This window comes from Nostoc sp., assembly GCF_036916655.1.
Classification (GTDB): Bacteria; Cyanobacteriota; Cyanobacteriia; order Cyanobacteriales; family Nostocaceae; genus Nostoc.
In genome coordinates this window covers 158,772-180,622 of sequence record NZ_JBALFY010000064.1, presented here as the reverse complement: position 1 = coordinate 180,622, position 21,851 = coordinate 158,772, and the positions used below count along the sequence as shown (strand labels likewise).

Annotated in this window: 19 protein-coding genes; 9 read left to right on the top strand and 10 right to left on the bottom strand. The window is 41.9% G+C overall.

Features of this window, described 5'->3' with window-relative positions:
• The first annotated feature begins 81 nt into the window (after nucleotides 1-81).
• Complete coding sequence (locus V7L31_RS16225) at nucleotides 82-873, top strand: GH25 family lysozyme (RefSeq protein WP_334697178.1); 792 nt, start codon at nucleotides 82-84, stop codon at nucleotides 871-873.
• A gap of 399 nt (nucleotides 874-1,272) precedes the next feature.
• On the opposite strand, the gene V7L31_RS16220 is transcribed toward V7L31_RS16225, so the two are convergent.
• From V7L31_RS16220 to petC, 6 genes are all read right to left on the bottom strand, one after another.
• Nucleotides 1,273-1,668, bottom strand: coding sequence for an SET domain-containing protein (locus tag V7L31_RS16220; protein ID WP_334697177.1), 396 nt, complete (start codon nucleotides 1,666-1,668; stop codon nucleotides 1,273-1,275).
• A gap of 112 nt (nucleotides 1,669-1,780) precedes the next feature.
• Nucleotides 1,781-2,941 (bottom strand): KamA family radical SAM protein, encoded by a 1,161-nt coding sequence (locus tag V7L31_RS16215; RefSeq protein WP_334697176.1) that lies wholly within the window; start codon nucleotides 2,939-2,941, stop codon nucleotides 1,781-1,783.
• 131 nt (nucleotides 2,942-3,072) lie between these two features.
• Nucleotides 3,073-3,423 carry a DUF6717 family protein gene (locus V7L31_RS16210; RefSeq protein ID WP_334697175.1) on the bottom strand — a complete coding sequence of 117 codons (351 nt, stop codon included), beginning with the start codon at nucleotides 3,421-3,423 and terminating at the stop codon, nucleotides 3,073-3,075.
• A gap of 571 nt (nucleotides 3,424-3,994) precedes the next feature.
• Complete coding sequence (locus tag V7L31_RS16205) at nucleotides 3,995-5,062, bottom strand: SDR family oxidoreductase (RefSeq protein ID WP_334697174.1); 1,068 nt, start codon at nucleotides 5,060-5,062, stop codon at nucleotides 3,995-3,997.
• 122 nt (nucleotides 5,063-5,184) lie between these two features.
• Nucleotides 5,185-6,186: a cytochrome f gene (gene petA, locus V7L31_RS16200; RefSeq protein ID WP_334697173.1), complete on the bottom strand. Its 1,002-nt coding sequence runs from the start codon at nucleotides 6,184-6,186 to the stop codon at nucleotides 5,185-5,187.
• A gap of 163 nt (nucleotides 6,187-6,349) precedes the next feature.
• A complete protein-coding gene (gene petC, locus V7L31_RS16195) occupies nucleotides 6,350-6,889 on the bottom strand; it encodes a cytochrome b6-f complex iron-sulfur subunit (protein WP_179063612.1) in 540 nt (179 codons plus the stop codon).
• A gap of 229 nt (nucleotides 6,890-7,118) precedes the next feature.
• On the opposite strand from petC, the gene V7L31_RS16190 reads away from it, so the two are divergent.
• Entirely contained in the window at nucleotides 7,119-7,427 is a 309-nt protein-coding gene (locus tag V7L31_RS16190) for a DUF3067 family protein (RefSeq protein WP_334697172.1), read from the top strand.
• 433 nt (nucleotides 7,428-7,860) lie between these two features.
• Here the strand turns inward: V7L31_RS16190 and tatC are convergent, their stop codons facing one another.
• Nucleotides 7,861-8,655 (bottom strand): twin-arginine translocase subunit TatC, encoded by a 795-nt coding sequence (gene tatC, locus V7L31_RS16185; RefSeq protein WP_334697171.1) that lies wholly within the window; start codon nucleotides 8,653-8,655, stop codon nucleotides 7,861-7,863.
• A gap of 416 nt (nucleotides 8,656-9,071) precedes the next feature.
• On the opposite strand from tatC, the gene V7L31_RS16180 reads away from it, so the two are divergent.
• Nucleotides 9,072-9,302 (top strand): hypothetical protein, encoded by a 231-nt coding sequence (locus V7L31_RS16180; protein WP_292848643.1) that lies wholly within the window; start codon nucleotides 9,072-9,074, stop codon nucleotides 9,300-9,302.
• 159 nt (nucleotides 9,303-9,461) lie between these two features.
• Entirely contained in the window at nucleotides 9,462-10,319 is an 858-nt protein-coding gene (locus V7L31_RS16175; protein ID WP_334697170.1) for an SDR family oxidoreductase, read from the top strand.
• Between the two features lie 232 nt (nucleotides 10,320-10,551).
• On the opposite strand, the gene V7L31_RS16170 is transcribed toward V7L31_RS16175, so the two are convergent.
• The gene (locus tag V7L31_RS16170; RefSeq protein ID WP_334697169.1) at nucleotides 10,552-12,618 is read right to left on the bottom strand and encodes a CHAT domain-containing protein; all 2,067 of its coding nucleotides are present in this window, start codon (nucleotides 12,616-12,618) and stop codon (nucleotides 10,552-10,554) included.
• Nucleotides 12,619-12,725: 107 nt separating this feature from the next.
• On the opposite strand from V7L31_RS16170, the gene V7L31_RS16165 reads away from it, so the two are divergent.
• A complete protein-coding gene (locus tag V7L31_RS16165; protein WP_334697168.1) occupies nucleotides 12,726-13,229 on the top strand; it encodes an acyl-CoA thioesterase in 504 nt (167 codons plus the stop codon).
• Between the two features lie 4 nt (nucleotides 13,230-13,233).
• Here V7L31_RS16165 and V7L31_RS16160 read toward each other — a convergent pair whose 3' ends face one another.
• Entirely contained in the window at nucleotides 13,234-13,431 is a 198-nt protein-coding gene (locus V7L31_RS16160) for a hypothetical protein (RefSeq protein ID WP_256874938.1), read from the bottom strand.
• A 512-nt stretch (nucleotides 13,432-13,943) separates the two neighbouring features.
• Nucleotides 13,944-15,140: a 1-deoxy-D-xylulose-5-phosphate reductoisomerase gene (gene dxr / locus V7L31_RS16155; RefSeq protein WP_334697167.1), complete on the bottom strand. Its 1,197-nt coding sequence runs from the start codon at nucleotides 15,138-15,140 to the stop codon at nucleotides 13,944-13,946.
• A 500-nt stretch (nucleotides 15,141-15,640) separates the two neighbouring features.
• On the opposite strand from dxr, the gene V7L31_RS16150 reads away from it, so the two are divergent.
• The 4 genes from V7L31_RS16150 to V7L31_RS16135 all read left to right on the top strand — a co-directional run bounded on the left by V7L31_RS16150 (nucleotide 15,641) and on the right by V7L31_RS16135 (nucleotide 21,812).
• Nucleotides 15,641-16,948 carry a mannosyltransferase family protein gene (locus V7L31_RS16150; RefSeq protein WP_334697166.1) on the top strand — a complete coding sequence of 436 codons (1,308 nt, stop codon included), beginning with the start codon at nucleotides 15,641-15,643 and terminating at the stop codon, nucleotides 16,946-16,948.
• A gap of 40 nt (nucleotides 16,949-16,988) precedes the next feature.
• The gene (locus V7L31_RS16145; RefSeq protein ID WP_334697165.1) at nucleotides 16,989-19,010 is read left to right on the top strand and encodes a DMT family transporter; all 2,022 of its coding nucleotides are present in this window, start codon (nucleotides 16,989-16,991) and stop codon (nucleotides 19,008-19,010) included.
• Between the two features lie 169 nt (nucleotides 19,011-19,179).
• A complete protein-coding gene (locus V7L31_RS16140; RefSeq protein WP_334697164.1) occupies nucleotides 19,180-20,388 on the top strand; it encodes a hypothetical protein in 1,209 nt (402 codons plus the stop codon).
• Between the two features lie 41 nt (nucleotides 20,389-20,429).
• Nucleotides 20,430-21,812 (top strand): DUF2079 domain-containing protein, encoded by a 1,383-nt coding sequence (locus V7L31_RS16135; protein WP_334697163.1) that lies wholly within the window; start codon nucleotides 20,430-20,432, stop codon nucleotides 21,810-21,812.
• Nucleotides 21,813-21,851: the final 39 nt, after the last annotated feature.

Below are 21,851 nucleotides of genomic sequence, written 5' to 3'. Positions count from 1 at the left end.
AAATACCCAGAAAAAGCATAAATTTAATCAAAGCCTCTGATAAGTTCATTATTGTACTAATCACAAAGGTTAAGAAATTCTATGGAAGGAATTGATGTTGCCGATCAAGACGGCAGAGTAGATTGGACAGCAGTAAAAAACTCTGGTAAAACCTTTGCCTTTGTCAAAGCTACAGAAGGAGTTAGCGTTAAAGATTCTGCTTTTGCTCATCACTGGCAAACCACGAAAGCTGCCGGTATTATTCGGGGTGCTTATCATTTCTTTCACCCCCATACATCTGACCCAGTTCAGCAAGCGAAGGAATTCTTAAAAACGCTGGGAAAATTAGAACCAGGAGACTTACCACCAGTTCTGGATGTAGAGATAACTGATAAAGTAAGTAGCCAAGCAGTAATTAGTGCAGCAAAGCTGTGGTTAGCAGAGGTAGAAAAAGCCCTTTTACAACAAACAAAAAAACCAATCAAACCAATTATTTATACCTTCCCTAGTTTCTGGTCAGAAATAGGTAATCCATCAGATTTTGCTAGTTATCCGTTATGGATTGCCCACTATGGAGTCAAAAATCCAAGTATTCCTAGTGCTTGGCAGGGGCAATACTTAATTCATCAATATGAAGGTGATATATCTGGTGTTAGTGGTGTTAGTGGTCGAGCCGATTTGAATAGATTCAATGGATTGCAGCTAGGAGATTCTGGACTAAGAGTCAAACAATTACAACAGCAATTAAAAGATATTGGATTATATACTGATGCTATTGATGGGCATTTTTCTGAGTCGGTTAAAAATGCAGTTGTTAGTTTTCAAACATCTAAGAAATTGCAGGCTGATGGAATTGTTGGTATAAAAACTTGGGTAACTTTATTATGGATTTAAAACTGATTTACACTCAATAAATAGACGCATCTTCACTATCAAATGAGTGCATCCTACTGGCGTATCAAGGCTAAAATGGTGCAAAAAAATTGTAGGTTGGGGAGCCACAGCGCCTTTGCGGGTTCCCCTCGTTGTAGCAAGTGGCGTTGGAGGCTTTGCCAAAGCCAACATCCTGATATATGTTGGGTTGCGCTCCACCCAACCTACGTCTAGATTTAATGCACTATTTTAATCTTGTCACACCCGTAGGGCGTGTTATGCCGTAGGTTAACGCACCTGAGATTGTTGACGGTGCGTTGCGCTCTGCGACAACACACCCTATTGATATATGTTGGGGTGCGCTCCGTTCCACCCAACCTACGTACCAATCAGGTATCTTAATTGAAATAATTTCAACTACTAATTCTTCAATTGAGTTGAAGATAGCTCATCAATAACATCAAACCATATAGGAGATTTATCGTCAGGAGAACCGTTGTAGTTGGCAGTCATTTCTTCTCCTACTTCGATATCTCGGTAGGCAATATACTCCACTTCTCGTTCAGCAAATTTTTTCACATAATAAGTATTGGGATAGTAAGAATGATTAATCAGGGAGACTAAACCGAAGGCAAATGCTGCTGCTTTATCTTCCCAATCATAGTAATAGTTACCCAAAACTGTTTGATCGAGCAATTTAACCTCTTCTGTGGGTATAACCACAACTGGCGCTCTTTCAATGAGTTCTCCTTTTAAAAAGCGCTTTTGTGCGAAGACACCTCGACCTTTGATGTTTGTATTAGCAACAATCAACATTCCAACTAATCTCCTGAGATTATTTAGTTTTTTAGTTTGCCATAATCTAAAAAAATCATTACAACTGTCTCTTTTAGATCATGGCGATCAACTCATATACAAATATATAGTGTTATCCCTGCTCTACTGGATCTATATATGTGTACTTCTTACCTGCCCAATTTTGCACTGTAGCTGTGCCTTTCTCATAAGCAAGTAGAGTCTCGGCTTGAATGGGGACTTTGCCACCACCACCAGGAGCATCAATTACATAGGTTGGTACAGCGTACCCAGTAGTATGACCGCGCAATTTAGAAATTAAATCCAGTCCAGTTTGAACACTTGTTCGCAGATGTGCAGTGCCAACAACTGGGTCGCATTGGTAAAGATAATAGGGACGCACACGCAGCTTGAGAAGACCGTGAAATAGATTTTTGAGGGCTTTTTCAGAATCATTCACACCTTTTAACAGCACGGTTTGACTACCTAGAGGAATGCCACCATCAGCGAGGTGATCGCAAGCTTGTGCCACTTCTGGGGTAAGTTCCCGCACATGACAAAAATGCAAAGACAGCCACACACGATGTTTCCGAAGCAAGGCAACCAGTTCTGGTGTAATTCGCTGCGGCAAAAAACTCGGCACACGAGAACCAATTCTGATAAATTCAATGTGCTTAATAGCACGCAGCCGCCCTAGCAAATTGTCTAAAGGTTCATCAGACATCAACAAAGGATCGCCACCGGAAATTAGCACATCACGGATTTCGGTGTGTTCTTCTAAGTAAGTGGCGATCGCATCCAACCGCCGCGTTACTGGGTACATCTCACCTTGGCTCACCAAACGAGAGCGGGTGCAGTAGCGGCAATAAGCAGCACATGTATCTAAAGCAAGGAGCAACACGCGATCGGGGTAACGGTGTACAAGTCCTGGTACTGGGGTGTCATTGTCTTCACCGCATGGATCTACCATGTCTGCTGTACTGACGATTAGTTCTTCTTGCCGTGGTATCACTTGTAACCGTAGTGGGCACAGGGGATCTTCTGGATCGAGTAGTGATGCAAAGTATGGTGTTACGGCGACAGCAAACTTTTCTGGTGCGATTAAAAGTCCCTGTTCTTCAGTAGCACTCAGCCTTAGTAACCGCTGAAAGTGTTCCAGCTTAGTCAACCGATGCCGCATTTGCCAGCGCCAATCGTTCCAGCGTTCCTGGTTGTAAGTCTCTCCCAAAATCTGACAAATTTCTGCACACCGAACATCGCTCACTAAAGGATCTAGAGTAGTCTTTTTGATCATGATTAGAACTAAAGCTGAGAATAATAAACCAATCACAGCCTAGTTTGTTTAGCTACATTAGTCGATAGAAGAGAAAAATATTGACAAATGTTACCCTAATCTAAATCAATAGAGAAAAAGCTTCATTAACATTATCGGTTTATCTTCGCTTTAAACTGAGTGTAAAACTCTTTAGGAGCCTGATCAAAATACTTAAAGAGAGCAGGGCAGAGCCATCCTTCCCGATCTAAATCTGCACTATAATACCAGTTACCTCGATATTCTTCACGCCGCCAGTCAAACTTGAGTTGATAGCCAGGAAAGGGAAATGCAGAAAATATCAAACTGAACCCTAATTCTGCATCTGGAATGTGTGCCACCATTCTTTCAATAATTTCATCTGCTCCTGCCACAAAAGGCTCCCGAACTAAACTTACATTTTCATCGTCAAACACCCACATCTCACCGAATTTATAGGGATGAATAACCATGATTAAGTTCATAAAGTTTACTCGCAGTTAATACCGTTTCACTTTCAATAATGATACAAATACATTGGTAGAGGTACAGCAATTAGTATAAGTCCTAAATTTACAGGCTTTGTGTAACTAAGAAATAAGAATTAAATAACATACAATTTATGTCTCTGGTTTACCTCACCCTCAATCTCTCTCCTTATAAAGGCTACGGTGTACATACAAGTACTATATGAAAAGGTTTCAGGCGTTATAGACCCCATAAATTGTCATTGCGATCGCACAATCCTATTGCTAGAGGACGAAACTAAGTGTCAGGTGGAATTTCACGACTTGTGTGTACACCGTAGCCTTATAAAGGAGAGGGAAGCTAGCAAAAAAGTTGTAGGTTGGGGATGTTCCAGCCGGAGGCTAGAAACGAGGTTTTAAAGGAGTTTCAGCTTAAGTTGACACCAATGCACTGCGTTGCGCGGGTTCCCGCGTTGTCGCAAGTGGCGTTGGAGGCTTTGCCAAAGCCAACAGACTGATATATGTTTGTTGGGTTCCGCTCCGCTCCAGCCAACCTACGTCTCTACTACCAGTGCCATCCACCGAGGTTCTACGGAATCAACCGATCTGCACGTAGTTGCTCGAACAGGTCAAAAAACGACTCGTCCGTTTTCTGGTATATGGAGAAGCCGAGTTTGCGGCTCTTTGACATATCGGTCATAACCTCAATCGGACGCCCAAGATCGAGATCGGTGTGCCATGCAGACGATAGACGGCTCAGATCCGGCTCGGCGAGGCCATGCTGCTTTGCGATCTCGCGCCAGACAGCACCTTCATTCGCCATTTCGGCTTCGAGCGGGTGGATTGTGCCGTCGAAGCCGATGGGATCGATGCCGAACCAGTCAGCTAGCCGCCCCCACAACCATATCCAGCGAAAGATGTCGCCATTGACGACGTTAAACGCCTGGTTGTGGGCTGCTTCGGTCTTTGCCGCCCAGACTAGGTGCTTTGCCAGCACCCGCGCGTCGGTCATGTCGGAGATGCCCTTCCACTGCGCTTCCGAACCCGGCCAGCGGAAGGGGCGATCGGTTTCCTTGCAGATCGCGGCATACACGGCCAGCGTCGTGCCGAGGTTCATCAAATTGCCGACCGCCTTTCCAATGACAGTGTGAGGGCGATGAATGCTCCAGGTGAAACCGTCACGGGCGGCGGCGGCATAGACCTCATCTTCCTGAGCATAATAGAAATTTTCGACATCGAGCCGGGGATGCTCCTCGCGCAATGGAGTTTCTGGCAGCGATCCACCTCTGGCGTATGCATCGAATGGGCCGAGATAGTGCTTGAGGCCGGTGACGAGGGCGACGTGCTGCACTGAGTCCTTCGGTGACAGAACATCCAGCAGATTGCGAACCATCGTGCCGTTGACTCTGATATTCTCAGCCTCGGTCGCATTACGCATCCACGTCGTGATGAAGATGTGCGTCGGGGCGATGTCTGACAGCGCAGTTTTAAGGCTAGCTAGATCGAGCAGATCGGCAGCAACAGGGCGTAACCCTTCCGCCCCTTTTTTAAGATTTCGGGCCAACCCATAGGTCGTCCATCCATTCGCGATCAGTTCTCTCGCAAGATTGCTGCCGATGATGCCGCTCGCGCCTACAACTAAGGCTGTCCCATCCATGTTGTGTCTCCAGTAGGGAAATTTTCTATATCCTAAGCCCCAAATTTCCAAGCTTAGTACAAATAACATATAAAAAAGACAGGCATTTCGCCTGTCCTATAAGTAATGATTTAGCAAAGAATTTAGAAATTCATTTCAGCAGCTTGAACTTTTTCAACCTGCTTCTTCTTCAGCACCAGCATAACTTGAGCTAACATGACAAGAGCGATGAACGCAATCAGCCATTTGACTCTAGATGCGTCTTGCAATACGATTTCTGCATCTATTTGACCGAATCCACCAACATTTGGATTGCTGGTCAAAGCATCACCAGTTTTAACTGTTTGCCCTTCGGAAACAAGCAATTCTGGCCCTACAGGAATCGTATCAACGACAACATCACCAGATTCAGGTTGGATGTTGACTAGATATTTGACGTTGCCATCTTCATCTTCCTCTTTGGCAATCTTGGTAATTGTGCCAGTAGCGGAAGCGTTGTAAACGGTGTTATTGCTCTTTTCGCCAGTGGGATAAACTTGTCCGCGTCCCCGATTACCACCTACGTGAACTGAATATTTACCGAAGTGGATGTTTTTGTCGGTTGCGGGGTTAGGAGAAAGAACTGGGAAGATGATTTCTTGATACTGTTCGCCAGGTAAAGGGCCGACGATGACGACATTTTCTTTATCTTCGCTGTAGGGTTGGAAGGCAGTGTCGCCAATTTCTTCTTTAAGTTCCTCGGAAATACGGTCTTCGGGAGCAATCTTAAAGCCTTCAGGTAGCATCAGTACAGCACCGACGTTCAAGCCAACCTTGGAACCATCAGCACCAACTTGCTGGGCGCTCAGATCGTAGGGGATTTTCACTACAGCTTTGAATACAGTGTCAGGTAGCACCGATTGAGGAACTTCCACTTCTGTCGGCTTGGCTGCTAGGTGACAGTTGGCACAAACAATTCGCCCTGTTGGTTCGCGGGGGGTTTCGGGATAGGTTTGCTGTGCCCAAAAAGGATAGGCGGCAGCTGATTGGGGAAGTGCTAAATCGCTGGTGAAGTAAAATGTCACAGTAGCGATCGCTATGAGCAATGTTTTTACAATCGCTCTAGCACTGCGAGTTAACCTCGCTGTTAGGAAAACATTTCTCATCTCTAATAAGGGCGACGATTGAATTTAGTCATTAGTCATTGGTCATTAGTGAGCCAGCGCGGTCTTGGGGGTTTCCCCCATGAGTGACTGGCGAACCCGTGAGGGTCATTAGTCATTAAGCCTTGAACAAAGGACGAATGACTAAGGACTAAGGACAAAATTATTAACCCCACCAAGGTGCATCACCTGTGCGGAAGTCAGTTTCAGTCCAAGGGGTTAAAACGATTTTGTCGTCGTTGACGTTGGTGTGGGCTAAAGCTAGAGACAGAGGTGCTGGGCCCCGAACAACTTTACCAGTTTCGTCATACTGGGAACCGTGACAAGGACATTTGAATTTGTTCTCAGCAATGTTCCAGGGGACGACACAACCTAAGTGGGTGCAGATGGCGTTAATGCCATAATCTTTGATCGCCTCTTTGCTGTCTACCACAATATAGGTAGGATCTCCCTTTAGTCCTTGGACTAGGTTGCGATCGCCTGCATTCCGGTTTTCTAGAAATTTAGTGACACTAACATCGTTACCTAGCTCGTCTTTTGCCGTTACACCGCCACCAGCACCACCAGCAGCGGGAGGAATAAAGTACTTGACAACGGGATACAATGCACCCAGAGCCACTCCGGTGACAGTCCCAAAAGTGAGCAGATTCATGAACTGACGACGCCCCATATCGGGCACGTCTGCTGATTCAGAAAATTGAGCCATAATCTACGCGCTCTTTGTGTATTTTGTTAAGCATTTTGACAAAAGTACTAGTACTTGAGCAACTCTTGTCTAAGTCGAAATGCTAGCGCTCACAACGATGCCATAATTCTTTGTTCCAAGATATAAAAAGCATCTTTTCTGTTAGCATTACATTTCTTTATATCCTTATCATACTGGAGTCACGGAACTTAACATCATAACTAAATGTAAAATCTGATTGAGAAAAGCTATGACAGGACAGGAATTACGCCAGATATTGCTTGATAAGTGGGGATATTCTTACGATGTCCAGTTTCGGCGGACACAGGGAAAGATATTTTTGCAAGTAATGTGGAAATATTTGGAGCAAGCTTCTTTTCCCTTGAGCGAGGCGGAGTACCAAGAACATCTCGATAGCATTGCCAATTATCTTCATGCCTTGGGTGGATCAACACAGGTACAAACATTTATTGCTCAAACCCGCGATCGCCCCCGACTCGGCAAAGCTGTGAGCATTCCTTTAGATTTAGGCGAACGTTCTTCGGAATGGATATTGTGACCCGCTATTACATTAACATTAATAATTTTCATAGTATTTTTTATCTAAAAATACCATAATGTGCTGTATAACTCTTTTACTCGTTGTTAATGTAAAAAGATACACCTCTTCAAGGAAATAACTAATGGCTTTTATCTCAACATTTGAACTTCTTCTTAAGCCTCAACTTCCAAAGTAACTTAATGTTTGATTCGATCTAGTCAAGAACTCTTTAATTTAACGAGTGTCATTTCTTTTAACTTGGATGGTATAGCTGAAGATGATGTAGCATTCATGGTAGAACAGATTAAACACAAAGGTTTTCAACCCTATTTATATAAGGAGCTAGAAGGGTGGCATTTTCAACTGCTCAGTATTCACATTGAGGATTTAGGCCAGTCCATCGTACATTTCTTTGATGAACTTAAATCTCGATCATCATAATTGCTAAATGTTATTTACCTGTGAGCTTCACTAGTCCTACACCGCCGAAATAAAGCGCTAAAACTGCTCCCGCTAAAAGACTTTGAGTTAGGGGGTCAGTAGAAGGTGTCAGGACGGCTCCTAAAACCACTGCTCCCATAATCACGTAACGCCAACCAGAAACCATCTGTTGAGAGGAGACAATATTCAAATTACCAAGCAACAATTGGATGATCGGAATTTGAAATGCTAAACCAGTGCTGAATAACAGTAGCAGCACAAATTCAAAATATTTATCAATTGACCAAAGTTGTTCGACTACATCTGCTCCGTAACTGATAAAAAATTTCAAGGCGGCGGGGATAAGAAGTAAATAGGCAAATACTAAACCTGCCCCAAACAGCACACTCGAACCCAAAACCACAGGCCCCAGTAAACGGCGTTCGCGGCGAGTCAGTCCTGGAACCACAAACTGGATAATTTGGTAAAGAATGAAAGGACTAGAAATTATGAAGCCAGTGTAAGCTGCCACTTTGAGGGAGACAAAGAAATATTCTCCGGGTGCAAGTTGGAGAAATTTTACTCCTTGTGCTGGAACCTCAAGTAGTTGGACAATGGGCTTGACGGCAAAGAAACAGCCGATAATGCCCACCGCTACGGCAATCAACGAATAGAAAATCCGCTGCCGCAACTCTTCTAGGTGGTCGAAAAGGGACATTTCGATTTCACCTGGCAACTCATCAAGAGGATCGGTGTCTGAGTTGCCATATCCTTCAGGATCGATGTTGGGAACGTTTATAGTATCTACGTCTTGTGAAGGCGTCACGTCGCTTCGCTCCGAATTTAAAATTAAAAATTCAAAATTAACAATACCCTAAATTTATTTATGGGCTTGTATCATGAGTGTGTGTCGGTCATCGACCATTTCGGTGACTCAGCATTCTTCATTATTTTATCTGGGGAATGCAGCTACCATAGATATGTTTTTGGGTGCTGTGGGTTTTTTGTCCTGTTTTTTGGGTTTGCATCTGCATAAGTTAGTAGGAAGCCATCTTGTAGGCAATGCCTAACCTGAAAAAGGGTGGAACCGATAATTAAGAAATCACGTCTCTGCAACCAGTAGCGCTGAGTAAATTTACACAACTTCAAAATTTCAACATTTAACACTCAGTTTTAAAAATCCGGTTCATCAAGGTGGCATCTATACATAGCGTAATCGGAAATTTTTAGCTGAGGTTGGGTATGAACCGGACAATTTGCATTGCCCTCATGGCATTGCCTATTTATTTATACAATGTTGAGCTAGGCAATACTTGTAGTAGTGACGTGACAATTGTTAAAAACCAGTTTTCCACAATAGCTGCTCTAATTGCTTACAGTACAAATGCTCAATCACGCATATTACCGTGGCAAATATCGGCTAGAGATGACCAAACCGAAGATTGCCTTCGGCTTGGTATTTGCAAAGATTGATAAGGAAACTCCAAGAAATAAATTATCCAATATTGTGGGGTGGGCATCTTGCCCGCCATATAAACTGGGCTATCGTGTTGCCCACCCCACAAGAGTTATTGGATATTTTTTTATTTGGAAGTCCCTAAAAAAAGGCAGCCCCATCATCAAAGAAAATTAATGGTTGTAGAATATCAACGTACAGTAGTGGTTACAGGAGCCTCAACAGGAATTGGTCAGGCCACTGCTTTGCTTTTAGACCAGTTGGGCTTCTCTGTTTTTGCTGGCGTGCGTCAAGATATTGATGCTCAAACACTTAAACAGAAAGGATCGCCAAGGCTGATTCCGATTTTTTTAGATGTTACTGAGGCTGAATCGATCGCAGTTGCGGTTGATAAAGTCACAAATGCTGTCGGTGGTGGAGGGATTTTGGGTTTAGTGAATAATGCCGGAATTGCTGTCCCTGGCCCCTTAGAATTATTAACGATCGCCGAATTTCAACAACAAATGCTGGTGAATGTCACCGGACAATTAGCAGTCACACAAGCGTTTCTTGGTCTATTACGCCAGAGTCGGGGGCGAATTGTCAATATGGGTTCCATTGCTGGTAGAAGTCCGACGCCGTTCTTAGGAGCTTACAATGCGTCAAAATTTGCATTGGAAGCGCTCAATGATGTGCTGCGGATGGAGTTAAGACCTTGGGGAATCTCCGTTTCTATTATCGAACCTGGTGCGATCGCTACTCCAATTTGGGAAAAGTCTCTCAGTCAATCGGAAATAGCACAGGATGATTTACCACAATCGGCACAAAATCTCTACGGGCAAGCCATGAATATTGTCCGCAAAAAAATGCAGATTCTTGCATCTGGGGGAATTTCTGCGGATATTGTCGCTCAAACCGTTGTTCAGGCGCTCACTGCAAATAAACCTAAGACGCGCTATCTTGTTGGACAAGATGCCAAAATTGGAGCGTTGCTAAAGCATATTCTGCCCGATCACCTACATGACAGAATAATTTTATACTCAATGGGGCTGTAATTAGGTGGGCGTAAATATTTGTCGTTGAGTTGACATCCTCACCGCCGTAAACGCACTCTTAAGAAGGAGTAATGAGTAATAAGTAATGAGTAATGAGTAAATACCCATTTTTCATCCACTCATTACTCCTTACTCATTACTTTAAAGCTGTGCTGGAAACACGGGGTTTTAAACCCATTTTTCTGATAAGGCAGGAGGCCTCCTGCCCTCTGCCTCTCCTGATAAAAGCGGGCTAAAGTCCATTGCCAATCAAAATAAAAGATGCCCAATAATATGGGTGACTAAAGTTACTAGCTGCTACAGGTGCATTTTGACCCAGAGACTTCCAATTTCCATTAATCAATGAGACTTGAGCTTTTCTTAAAGCTTCAACTTTAGTCAATTTCTCAGTAGAGAGGATACCATAAAAAGCACTCATGAGTGCTTGTGTACCACCATCATCCACAGACCACAAAGAGGCGATCGCAGCTCTTGCGCCAGTTTGTTGCATCTGATAGCCAAAGCCCAAAATTTCCTCACCGTTACCTAACTTACCTCCCAAGCCGGTTTCACAGGCGCTCAACACTACCAAATCTACATGGGGGAGTGACCAAGTGGCGACATTTCTAAAATTAACGCGATCGCCATTCCCGAATAAAATAAAAGAATCTTCTGGTTTACCCACCACAAAAGCGGCATGAGTCGCTAAATGGACAATTGTATAATCATCCATTTGGGGTATAGCAACGCTGGGGGTAAAGGCATCGTCTAAAAGCTTCTTAGTTTCAGGAACCGCATCTGCTACACTTTCCACCTCCTGCGTTGCAAAGGGTAAGCCAGCGTAAGCAACTTGCCGATTACCAACTTTGATTTGATAATTACCTTTAGTAAAAGCACCTGCTAAAACTCGCAAAGTAGATTGTTTTGGGGTATTTAAGTTAGTCAGACTGGCAGATGTAATGTGATTCACATTGAAGCGCTGTACTAGCCATTGTTTGCCATCATATAAAGCAGTTAAAGGAATGTAGCGTAACTGGTCATCGGGAGCGTAAATTAGAGTTTGTGTACCTGATGACTCCAGGTCTTTTTCTATCGGTTTAATTAGCCAGTCATACAATTGGTGTGCAGGTGCTTTGATATTTTGACTGGGGTCGATTAAAGCTTGGCGGAAAACAGCAATTGTTTGATGGAGGTTTTCGCGCTTTACAGCAACGGTACGATGAATTGGTGGAGATTCAGGAGTTACCAATACCAATTCTAAGCTATCTTTTAAAATCAGTGGGTAAAGTAGTGCCGATTTTTGCGGCAATCGTGCCAAATTATCCCGAAGTTCGTTGAGATTCTCCAAATCCAAATTTTGCCGCCTAGCTGTACGGCTAATTTGCTCTACCTGTGCTTTGACTGAAGGACTATTGATAAATTCGTTAAATTCATCTAGAATTTGCTGTTGATTTAAGACTAATTGCTCGATGCGTTGTTTTTGTTCGAGCGATCGCTGTTCGGGCTTAATTTTTCGCAGTTTTGTCAGTTCTTTACCCAACACAACAGCATTATCCACGCTTCGATCCAACTTTTGTTTAATTGGTTTTTCTGTTGCCGCTATATTAATACCTTTGAGAGTACGTTGATTACCTCGCACCTTCTGGAGATATTCTTCTAGTTCTTCAACCTTGAGTAAATCCATTGTCCTTTGTGCTTCAGCAACACGTTCTTGTTTGAGTAATCGTTCACCCAAAATCCGATATGTCTGGCTAACAGTTATGCTGTAAGCATCTGGCTGCGGCACACTCAGCGTTGATGGATTTAAGCGAGCTTTCTCACGATTAATTAAGCAGTGCTTGTAGAAAAAAATTGCTAACTCTGGTTGGTTTTGGATATCAAATGAGTAACCTATATTACTGTAGGTTTTGCCAAGTCGAACCAGATCCCCTAGTTCTTTGTTAATTAATAGGGCTTGCTGATAAGATTGAAGTGCTTCAGGATACTTTTTTTGACTTTGGTAGATTCTACCGATGTTGTTGAATGTTACCGCTTCCCAAGAACGCTCTCCAAGTTCTCTGCTGATGGCTAATGCTTTTTGTAATTTCTGCAACCCATGTGTCAATTGACCTTGGCGAGATTCTTTGATAGCTTCTTCATTGAGCCTTGCAACTTCTGATAGTTGATTATTCTTGGGTAAAGCTTGAGCTTTTTCTCCAAATTGGTAGCTCAACCTTGCATTTGTACTTACCTGATTATTGTCTGGGTATGCCATCCCAAAACCTAGTAAACTAAGTAGAGTCAAAGCAAAAACATTAATATACTTAAGATTAAGCGGCATAATAAAATACTTCCTATTCCAGGAAGGTAAATATTAAATCAAGAAGTCCGGCAACGCAATTAATTTTTATTGATTTGGAAAATTTATAGGTGCTGAGAAATTTGAAGATGTCAGAAAAAAAACCCAGCCAACCAAAACTACCACCAACCAGCGCCCTTGACAATCCATCAAGTCAGGAATTTGGGAATTGGTTTGAATATCCTGTGAGAGTACAACCCCACCACACTGACTATGCCGGCATTGTCTGGCACGGTTCCTATATAGCTTGGATGGAAGAAGCACGCATTGAATGTTTGCGATCTATCGGGGTTGAGTTTGCTGATTTAGTCACTATCGGCTGCGATTTACCAGTTGTAGAACTGTCGGTGCGCTATCATCACTCAATTCAATTAGGTCTGACAGTGGTGGTAAAAACGCGCATGGCTGAGGTGACTGGCGTCCGAATCAATTGGGATTATGCCATTGTCTCAACTGATGGACAACAATTGTACGTCACCGCCAAGGTGACTCTAGTCGCTTTAGATCGCGAAAGAGGCAAGATTATGCGTCAGTTGCCAGCCAGTGTTAAGGATGCATTAGCCAAGATTTCGGCATTAAATAACAATTTTTAACTTTCTATTTGCCACTTTGGATTTGGGAGATAGTTTGAGCAAACTGCGTTACGTGCTGCCAGATATCTTGCGGGGTAATGCCAAAACTGATATTTAATAAGATTAGGATTGCGGCAATAGTCAATGCACTTTTTAAGGTTGCTTTTAGCAACTTCCATAATATTATGAAGACAATCCAAGCTACAATCAAGGTAGCAATCATATATTAATTCCTTTATACATAATTCCTTCATAATTGCCCTTATCTGAGAGTGTATTTATTCAGAAAGGGTAAATTATCTAGCTGTTACAGTCAATTAATAGCAGTTACTAAAACTGGTTTATTTGCGTAAATGTTCCAAAAATATTTTACACGAGAATCAGACAAGAATTTGGATGTCAGGCAAATTATTTGGCAATTTGGCAAACTTCTGAAAAATCTGTTTATTTGTTTGTAGATATGTATAAAAACAATAAGTAAGCAGGAAACCACTAAATATATTTGAGGCAGAAATGAGGCTTTAGTCTGAAGTGAGAACAGATATCAGCTGTTGTGATTATAGTTTGCACATTGAGGCGGCAGGGGAGCAGGGTGCAAGGGAGAGGATTTACAGGTTTTGCCTAATCATGCTTGTGATGCAATTTGCAGGTGCAACAGCTTAACAGAATGACCTAGAGGTTCAGAACCCCAACTTCTTGAAGAAGTCGGGGTTATTTTGGTTCGATTTAAGGTTTTTATCGCAGAGAAATTATCTGCGAGTGAGTCTCTAACTTTTCAGTCGCTATTAAAACTTCTTGTCTTGCCCATTTATCTGCTGCCAAAATGTCATCTAAAGAGGGATTTGTACGGTTATCATTTTGATGGCGATCGCACACCCATTCGATACATCGGGGAATATCTAAAAAGCGAATTTTTTCATCTAAAAATAAAGCCACAGCCTGCTCATTGGCGGCATTCAACACAGCTGGCATGGAACCACCAGCTTTACCCACAGCATAAGCCAACTGCATACAAGGATACTTCTGGTGATCTGGTTCGCGGAAGGTTAAATTTCCAGCTTTGACTAAATCTAGTCGTTCCCAGTTGGTGTAAATGCGATCGGGCCAAGATAGGGCATACAGCAAAGGTAAGCGCATATCCGGCCAACCGAGTTGGGCTAAAACTGAAGTATCTTGCAATTCAATCAGCGAGTGAATAATGCTCTGGGGATGAATAACAATTTCGATATCGTCATAATCCAAGCCAAACAGGAAGTGAGCTTCAATTACTTCCAGTCCTTTATTCATCAAAGTAGCAGAGTCTATTGTGATTTTCCGTCCCATCGACCAATTAGGATGTTTTAGGGCATCAGCTACGGTTACATCTGCTAACTTTTCTACATCCCAGTCCCGGAAAGCCCCACCAGATGCAGTCAGCAAAATTTTCCGCACACCTCCCTTTGGCACACCTTGGAGACATTGAAAGATTGCGGAATGTTCAGAATCGGCTGGTAGTAATTTTACACCATGTTTTTCAACTAGGGGTAGAACCACAGGTGCGCCGGCAATCAGGGTTTCTTTGTTCGCTAAGGCAATATCTTTACCAGCTTCAATCGCTGCGATCGTGGGTAGCAAACCAGCACAACCAACGATCCCCGTAACAACAGTTTGGGCATCGCCGTAACGAGCAACTTCTATCACTCCGGCATCACCACCCAGTAGAATCGGTTGGGGATCGAGGTCAATAAGAGCTTCTTTGAGCGCTGGTAATTTATCTTCTGAGCAAATGGCTGCTATTTCCGGTCGAAACTGCCGAATTTGAGCAGCCAACATCTCTACATTGTTCCCAGCTGCCAATCCCACAATCCGAAACTGATCTGGGTACTGAGTGACAATATCTAAAGTCTGAGTACCAATAGAACCAGTGGAACCAACAAGAGTAATCGCTTTCACAATTGCTTAAGGATTTACAGACAACTCCCACTATAAATTGCTGGGGACTCTTTAATCACAGCAATCACCATAATCGATACACTGAGTCCAGGAGTCGGGAGATGAGGCAAGGGAGAGAATCACTAAGAGTGTTCCAAAAAATAAACGATCCAAAACCCGTCATTGTGTTCGCGTAGCGTCTCGTAGAGAGCGAAGCGAACGCAATGACAATTGGACATTTTTTTACTTGGAGTACTCCAATTAACTAATAACTCTTGACAAATGACAAATGACAAATTTTTATATATTTAGACAAATATAGTATTTATAAATACTATATTTTTAAAGACAAAATTGGCAAAACTAACCAGGTAGTGAAGCCTTTTAAGTAATTTTTGATCTGTCCAGTTTGTTAATTATGTTGGTGGAGGATTTAATATGCAAGATGTTATTCAGAAATTGCTGTGTTACAGCTATATGTAGAAGGATGCAGAAAGGAGTTTGTTAAAGCACTCAAGCTTATGGTCAAAGTTCAGATAGTTATAAAAAAAATTTTATGGAACAATGATTTCCTGTTTCCAGCCGCAATATGGTTTGCCAGTCGAATATTCATCTGGACTGCTATGTTGCTGATTGCGCCAAAACTACCGTTACCAGCAGAAGACTTTTTGCCCCATTTTGGTTGGGGGATTTTTGATGCTTGGGATAGTATGCATTATCGAGCGATCGCAACTTCTGGCTATGAATTTGCCAATGACGGCAAACAGCATAATCTGGCCTTCTTTCCCCTATTTCCCTTAAGCATCTGGTTTTTGATGAAGCTGGGCTTACCGTTTGAACTAGCAGGTATGTTAGTCAACAATTTGGCATTTTTTGCAGCGCTTTACTGTTTATACTTTTGGGTCAAGGAGCATTATGGCATCAATGCAGCCCATTGGATAACATCTGTGGTTTCTTTATATCCGTCTTCTATGTTTACGGGAGTGATTTACACAGAGGGGCTGTATTTGTTTTTGAGTACAGCTACTTTGCGGGCCTTTGATCGAAAACAGTATGGCTGGACTGCCCTTTGGGGTGCAATGGCCACAGCAACACGTCCTACAGGTATGGCATTAATTCCAGCATTGGCGATCGCAGCCTGGAAAGAACGCCGACCGCCTATTGCCTATATAGCTGGTTTGACTACCGCTATTGGCATACTTTTATTCAGTTTGTATTGTGCGATTTATTTTGGCAATCCTTTAGCTTTTATCGAAGCACAAAAAGGATGGCGACCAACTCTGGGCTTTGATTGGCAGGGTTGGTTAAATATGTTCATGCAAATTTTAGTCGGTAGAGAAAATTGGCACAAGGGTTGGGTTCAAAACCCCTCTGGCGGGATTCAAGACCCTTGGTATCTCTTCTTGTTTGGCTTGAGTGTTGCCAGTAGCTATCTTTTATGGCGTTTCCGTCAACGTTTTAGTTCTGTAAAATTATTCTATGGCTTTTATGCTTTAGCCTTACTTTTGTTGATTCTAGCAAGCGAACAGTGGATTAATAACTTGCTTAACTTGTTCATGATCTTGGGTGGTGGCTATATATTGTGGCACTTACACACGCAACTGACGCCGGTTACAGTGATTTATGGCTTTTGTGGTATTGGTTTGCTGTTAGCTTCTGGAGGCACTATCTCCTTGAGCCGTCTCGCTTATGGTATTGTGCCTTTGAATATAGCCATTGGTGTGCTGTTATCTCGCCATCCTCGTCAGGGATATTTAATATTGGGGGCTTTTATAACACTACTAGCCAAAATAGCTGTAGGATTTGCCCAAGAGCGTTGGGTTGGTTAGAGGGTTGATCCATATAGTTGAGTTGCATTGAAATTTTCCAATGAATTTATTTAATCAAACGAAGATCGCGATCGCTTCATTATTTCTAGGTGTAGGTGCCATATCTTTTGGTTCTATTTTTATGAAATTGAGCGAAATGGAACTCAGCCCCAGCGCCACTGTATTTAATCGCTTTTGGCTTGCTAGTGTGGTTTTCTTACTCTGGCATGGATACGAGGCAATACGGCAGCGATTTTCCAAAGAAAAATCTGTAGAACAGCAGCCCTACACCAGTCAGGATCTATTGCTATTGCTAGGTGCTGGTATTCTTTGGGCTGCCACTTTAGTTTTGTTGGCTTGGTCACTCACTCAAACTAGCGTAGCAATTTCTAGTGTGTTGCATAATCTCGCCCCCATATTTACTAGTTTAGGGGTGTGGCTGTTATTTCGTAAGCGTTTTGAGCGCCAATTCTTGATTGGGATAGTCGTTGCGCTTGGGGGAGCGATCGCGATTGAATTTGAGGAACTACAAATAGCCACAGACGAAGTTCAAGGAGGCTTGGCTGCCATCGTTTCGGCGATTTTATTGAGTGCATACCTGCTAATCGTAGAAAAATTACGCACCAAATTTTCTCCGGTCACAATTCAGTTGTGGATCTGTGCGATCGCAGCTTTAGCTATTTTCCCCATACTTTTATTCACTCAAGATCAACTTTTCCCCTCTACAGTTAGTGGGTGGCTTTGGGTGATTTCCCTAGCCCTAATCTGCCAAGTTTTAGGTCATGGGCTTTTGACCTATAGCCTTGCCAAATTTTCCTCTGTGGTTGTCTCCTTGGTGCATCTTTTAGAGCCTGTATTTAGCGGCATTTTCGCTCTGGTAATATTTTCGGAAACATTAACTTTATCAAATTGGGTGGGGTTCGCCGTAGTTTTAATCGGTTTATACTTAGCCGTATCTAGCCAAGCTGCTGTTAATTTGCCGCTTCAAGAATCAGTCACAAATATAGTTAACACTTTCGTTATAAGTATGACGAGCAAACTGTCATTACTAAAGCAACAATTCTCCGAAACACCAGCTTTATTAGGAACTGTCTCATTATTGTTTGCTCTAATTCCTATATCTTTAGCACCATCTCTAACTAAATTGTGTCAACAAGAAATTGGTGCAAATGCTGTAGTATTTCATCGCAGTTGGATTGCTACAGTTGTCTTTGGTCTGTGGAATGGGTTTGAGGCTTTCCGCTACCAACAGTCTATTGAAGGAGGCGGGAGGGAAGATAGCGCAGCGTTAGCGAGTCCGCGAGCGTCGGCAGGGGGCAATATTACTCCTGCCTTACTTGATAACCAATCTATAGAACAGAAGCCTTTTACTTTTACGAAACAAGAAGTGTGGCTATTGTTAGCAATGGGAACCTCTGCTGGAACCTACCTCCTCTTGTGGGCTTGGGCGCTGAGTCAAACGAGTGTTGCCAATGTGGCTTTACTATCTAATTTGAACTCCTTATTTGTTGCTTTAGCTGGATATCTATTATTCGGTCGGCGTTTTGATCGCAGATTCGTGATTGGTCTGGTCATCGCCTTGGGGGGAGCGATCGCATTTGAACTCAATAAGGTGCAATTTGCAACCGATCAAATATTGGGTGATACCTTGGCACTGCTGACTGCGGTTTTCATGGCCACGTGTATGCTGCTGATAGAACGACTACGAACCCGATTTAGCACTGCAACTATCATGCTGTGGCGCTGTGGAGTGACAACAATGTTTCTACTACCCGTCCTCCCATTCCTCGAAAATAGACTATTTCCCTATTCCTGGACGGGTTGGTTTTTCATCATATTCCAAGCCCTCTTCTGTCAAGTCTTGGGTCAGGGACTTTTAGCTTATAGCCTCAGCAGAATCTCTTCAGGAGTTGTCGCCGTCACGCTTCTTCTAGAACCAGTTCTAGCTTCTATTTTTGCTTGGTTTATTTTTTCAGAACAAGTCGGTTTGTTTGACTGGGCAACTTTTGCCGTAGTTCTAGCAGGTATCTATCTCGCCCAATCTAGTCAATCCACTGTTCAAGTAACAAACGAAAGCTTGTAGCATCATGACAGGCAGCTAGAAAGTGGCAGTTGTAAAGAAGGCAGGAGGCATTTCTCCAGCAAGACTGCCTCTCTTGTTAAAGTCTCGTGTGGCCGCGACTTCTAGTCGCTAGGGCTAGTTTTATTCTTGATTTAGTATTTTGACATTGCCAACTTGACTGATACAATTTATGACGAAAACTTCTGACAAGACATTATTAAAATTAGTGAAATCTCCGTTCAATAGACTCTTAAACTCTCTCCCATTCCCCGTTCCTGGATACTTAGCAATTGGCATGATATTAGCAGTGCTGATCCGATTAGCCTGTGTTCCAAATAAATCGGTGGATTATAAATATTTTTTAGCGCCTTGGTATGATTTCATCGCATCTCATGGCGGTTTCAGCGCTCTAAAATATAGTTTTGCTGATTACACACCTTCTTATCTCTACTGGATTTTAATTGCTGCTACTTTGCTATCTGGATTGCCAAAAATTTTAGCAATCAAGCTTTTTGCTATGACTGTTGATTTTCTTTGTGCATTTTTAACTTACAAAATTGTCCGACTAAAATACCCACAGCGCAGGAAACCCATCTTTGCTTTTTTGGCAGTTATCTTGAGTCCTACTGTTATATATAATAGTGCCCTCTGGGGTCAATGTGACGTTATCTATACAACAGGATTGATTGCCTGTATTTACTTTTTATCTATTCAAAAAGAAATTCCAGCCTTACTCAGTTTTGGTGTGGCACTTTCTTTTAAGTTGCAAGCTATGTTTTTAGCACCTTTATTATTAGCTCTTTTGCTCAAAAAAAGAATTCATTGGTATTATCTACCATTAATTCCGGCGGTATATATCATCACAGTTTTACCACCTTGGTTTATGGGAAGACCAATACAAGAATTGCTATTGGTCTACTTTAATCAAGCTAATAAATATAAGGAATTAGCTAAAGGCGCACCTAATCTTTATCAATGGATTCCTAACAATTTTTATAATATTGTTGTACCTATAGCTTTAACGTTAACGATATCTGCAATATTTTTATTTGCATATATTGTTTATAAAAGTAGACTAGAAATTACTCAAGATAGGCTGATACACTTAGCCACCATATCAGTTTTGTTTATGCCATATATCCTACCCAAAATGCACGAAAGATATTTTTATCCTGCTGATATACTTTCGATTATCTTTGCTTTTTATTTTCCCCGATATTTTTGGGTAGGGATAATAGTGCCAATGGCATCATTTTTTGGATATTTGGGAACTCCCATCTTTATCCAGTTGTTTTCAATACCTTTAGGTTTTACCCTCTGGTTTGTTGTGCGAAAGTCTGATGTAATTTATCCGAAATTACAAGCTGAATTGTCCTCAAATATCAATAAAATTTGGTAGTAAGTGCAAGCAGGATTTTATTAACAGAACAACTGCCAAAAATGAATAAGATCAGAGCAATTATCGGCATTAGTACCTTAATTTTATTTATCTCCAGCAGTTTACGACACGAATTATTTAATTCTTCTGGGGATTTAGCATTTTTTGACCAAGGAATTTACCTAATTAGTCAAGGACTACCGCCAGTTTCTTCTGTAATTGGTTTTCATGTTTTAGCCGATCATGCTGCTTGGATTTTATATCCTTTGGCTTTACTATACAAAATTTACCCTAGCGTTTATTGGCTGTTTGCAGTACAGTCTGTTGCTTTAGCGTTAGGTGCTTTACCTACATATTTTCTGGCGCTGCAAGCAGGTTTAAAAGAAAATTTAGCAGTTGCGATGATGGCTGTATATCTAATGTATCCGGTGGTTTACAATAGCAATCTATGTGATTTTCACCCAGATCCGATCGCAGTCCCCGCACTTTTAACAGCAGTTTTGGCTGCTAGATCGAGAAAAATAGCTTGGTTTGGCGTTAGTATTCTTTTGGTATTGGGTTGTAAGGCCGTATTATCCCTGACTGTAGTGGCTATGGGGATTTGGCTACTCTTGTTTGAAAAGCGGCGTTTGTATGGTGCGATCGCTATTATTAGTGGGACAATATGGTTTTTGATTGCTAACTGGATTATCATCCCTCATTTTGGTGGTGAAGCAGCGTTACTTAACCGTCATCTTTATCGCTATAGCTATTTGGGAAACTCCTTTTCCGAAATGCTACAAATCTTACTATTCCAACCGAAAATCCTTTTTAACAACCTTTTTTCAATTCTAAATTTAGAATATTTGTTTTTTTTATTATTACCTGTTATTTGGGCTTTAAAACCACAATATATCATACCTTTGATAAGTATAATTCCTTGTGTAACACTAAATTTACTTGCCGATCATCCTTCGCAAAAAAACCTAGTTTTACATTACTCTTTACCAGCAATTCCATTTCTTATTTTAGTCGGAATTGCCAGCCTAGCAGCAGGTAAAGCATGGCTACCAAAAAGACGAGCAATTGTTTTGTGGTCTTTAGTTTGGTTTTTAGTTTTAGGTAAATATGGGTTCTTTAGCTCAAGATATCTCCATCATCTGGATAATTTGCCAGCCACAAAAGAGGCGATCACTCTAGTTAAAACTAAAGATAGTGTTCTAACTACAGATATAATTACTCCACATTTAACTCATAGACAGTTGATTAGTTTTAAATATAATCCTTCTCAAGACATTGCTGAGTTGAATAAGTTTCACTATATCTTGCTCAATGTCCGCCATCCAGGTTGGGCTGCAAGTTCAGAATCTCTTTCAAGGTTAGTAAACATTTTGCAAAATCAGTCTAAATTCAGCTTAGAATATCAACAAGATGATGTATATCTTTTTAAAAAAATAGTTAGTTAAAATCATATTCATCAATATAACTATCTTGGATACTTTTTT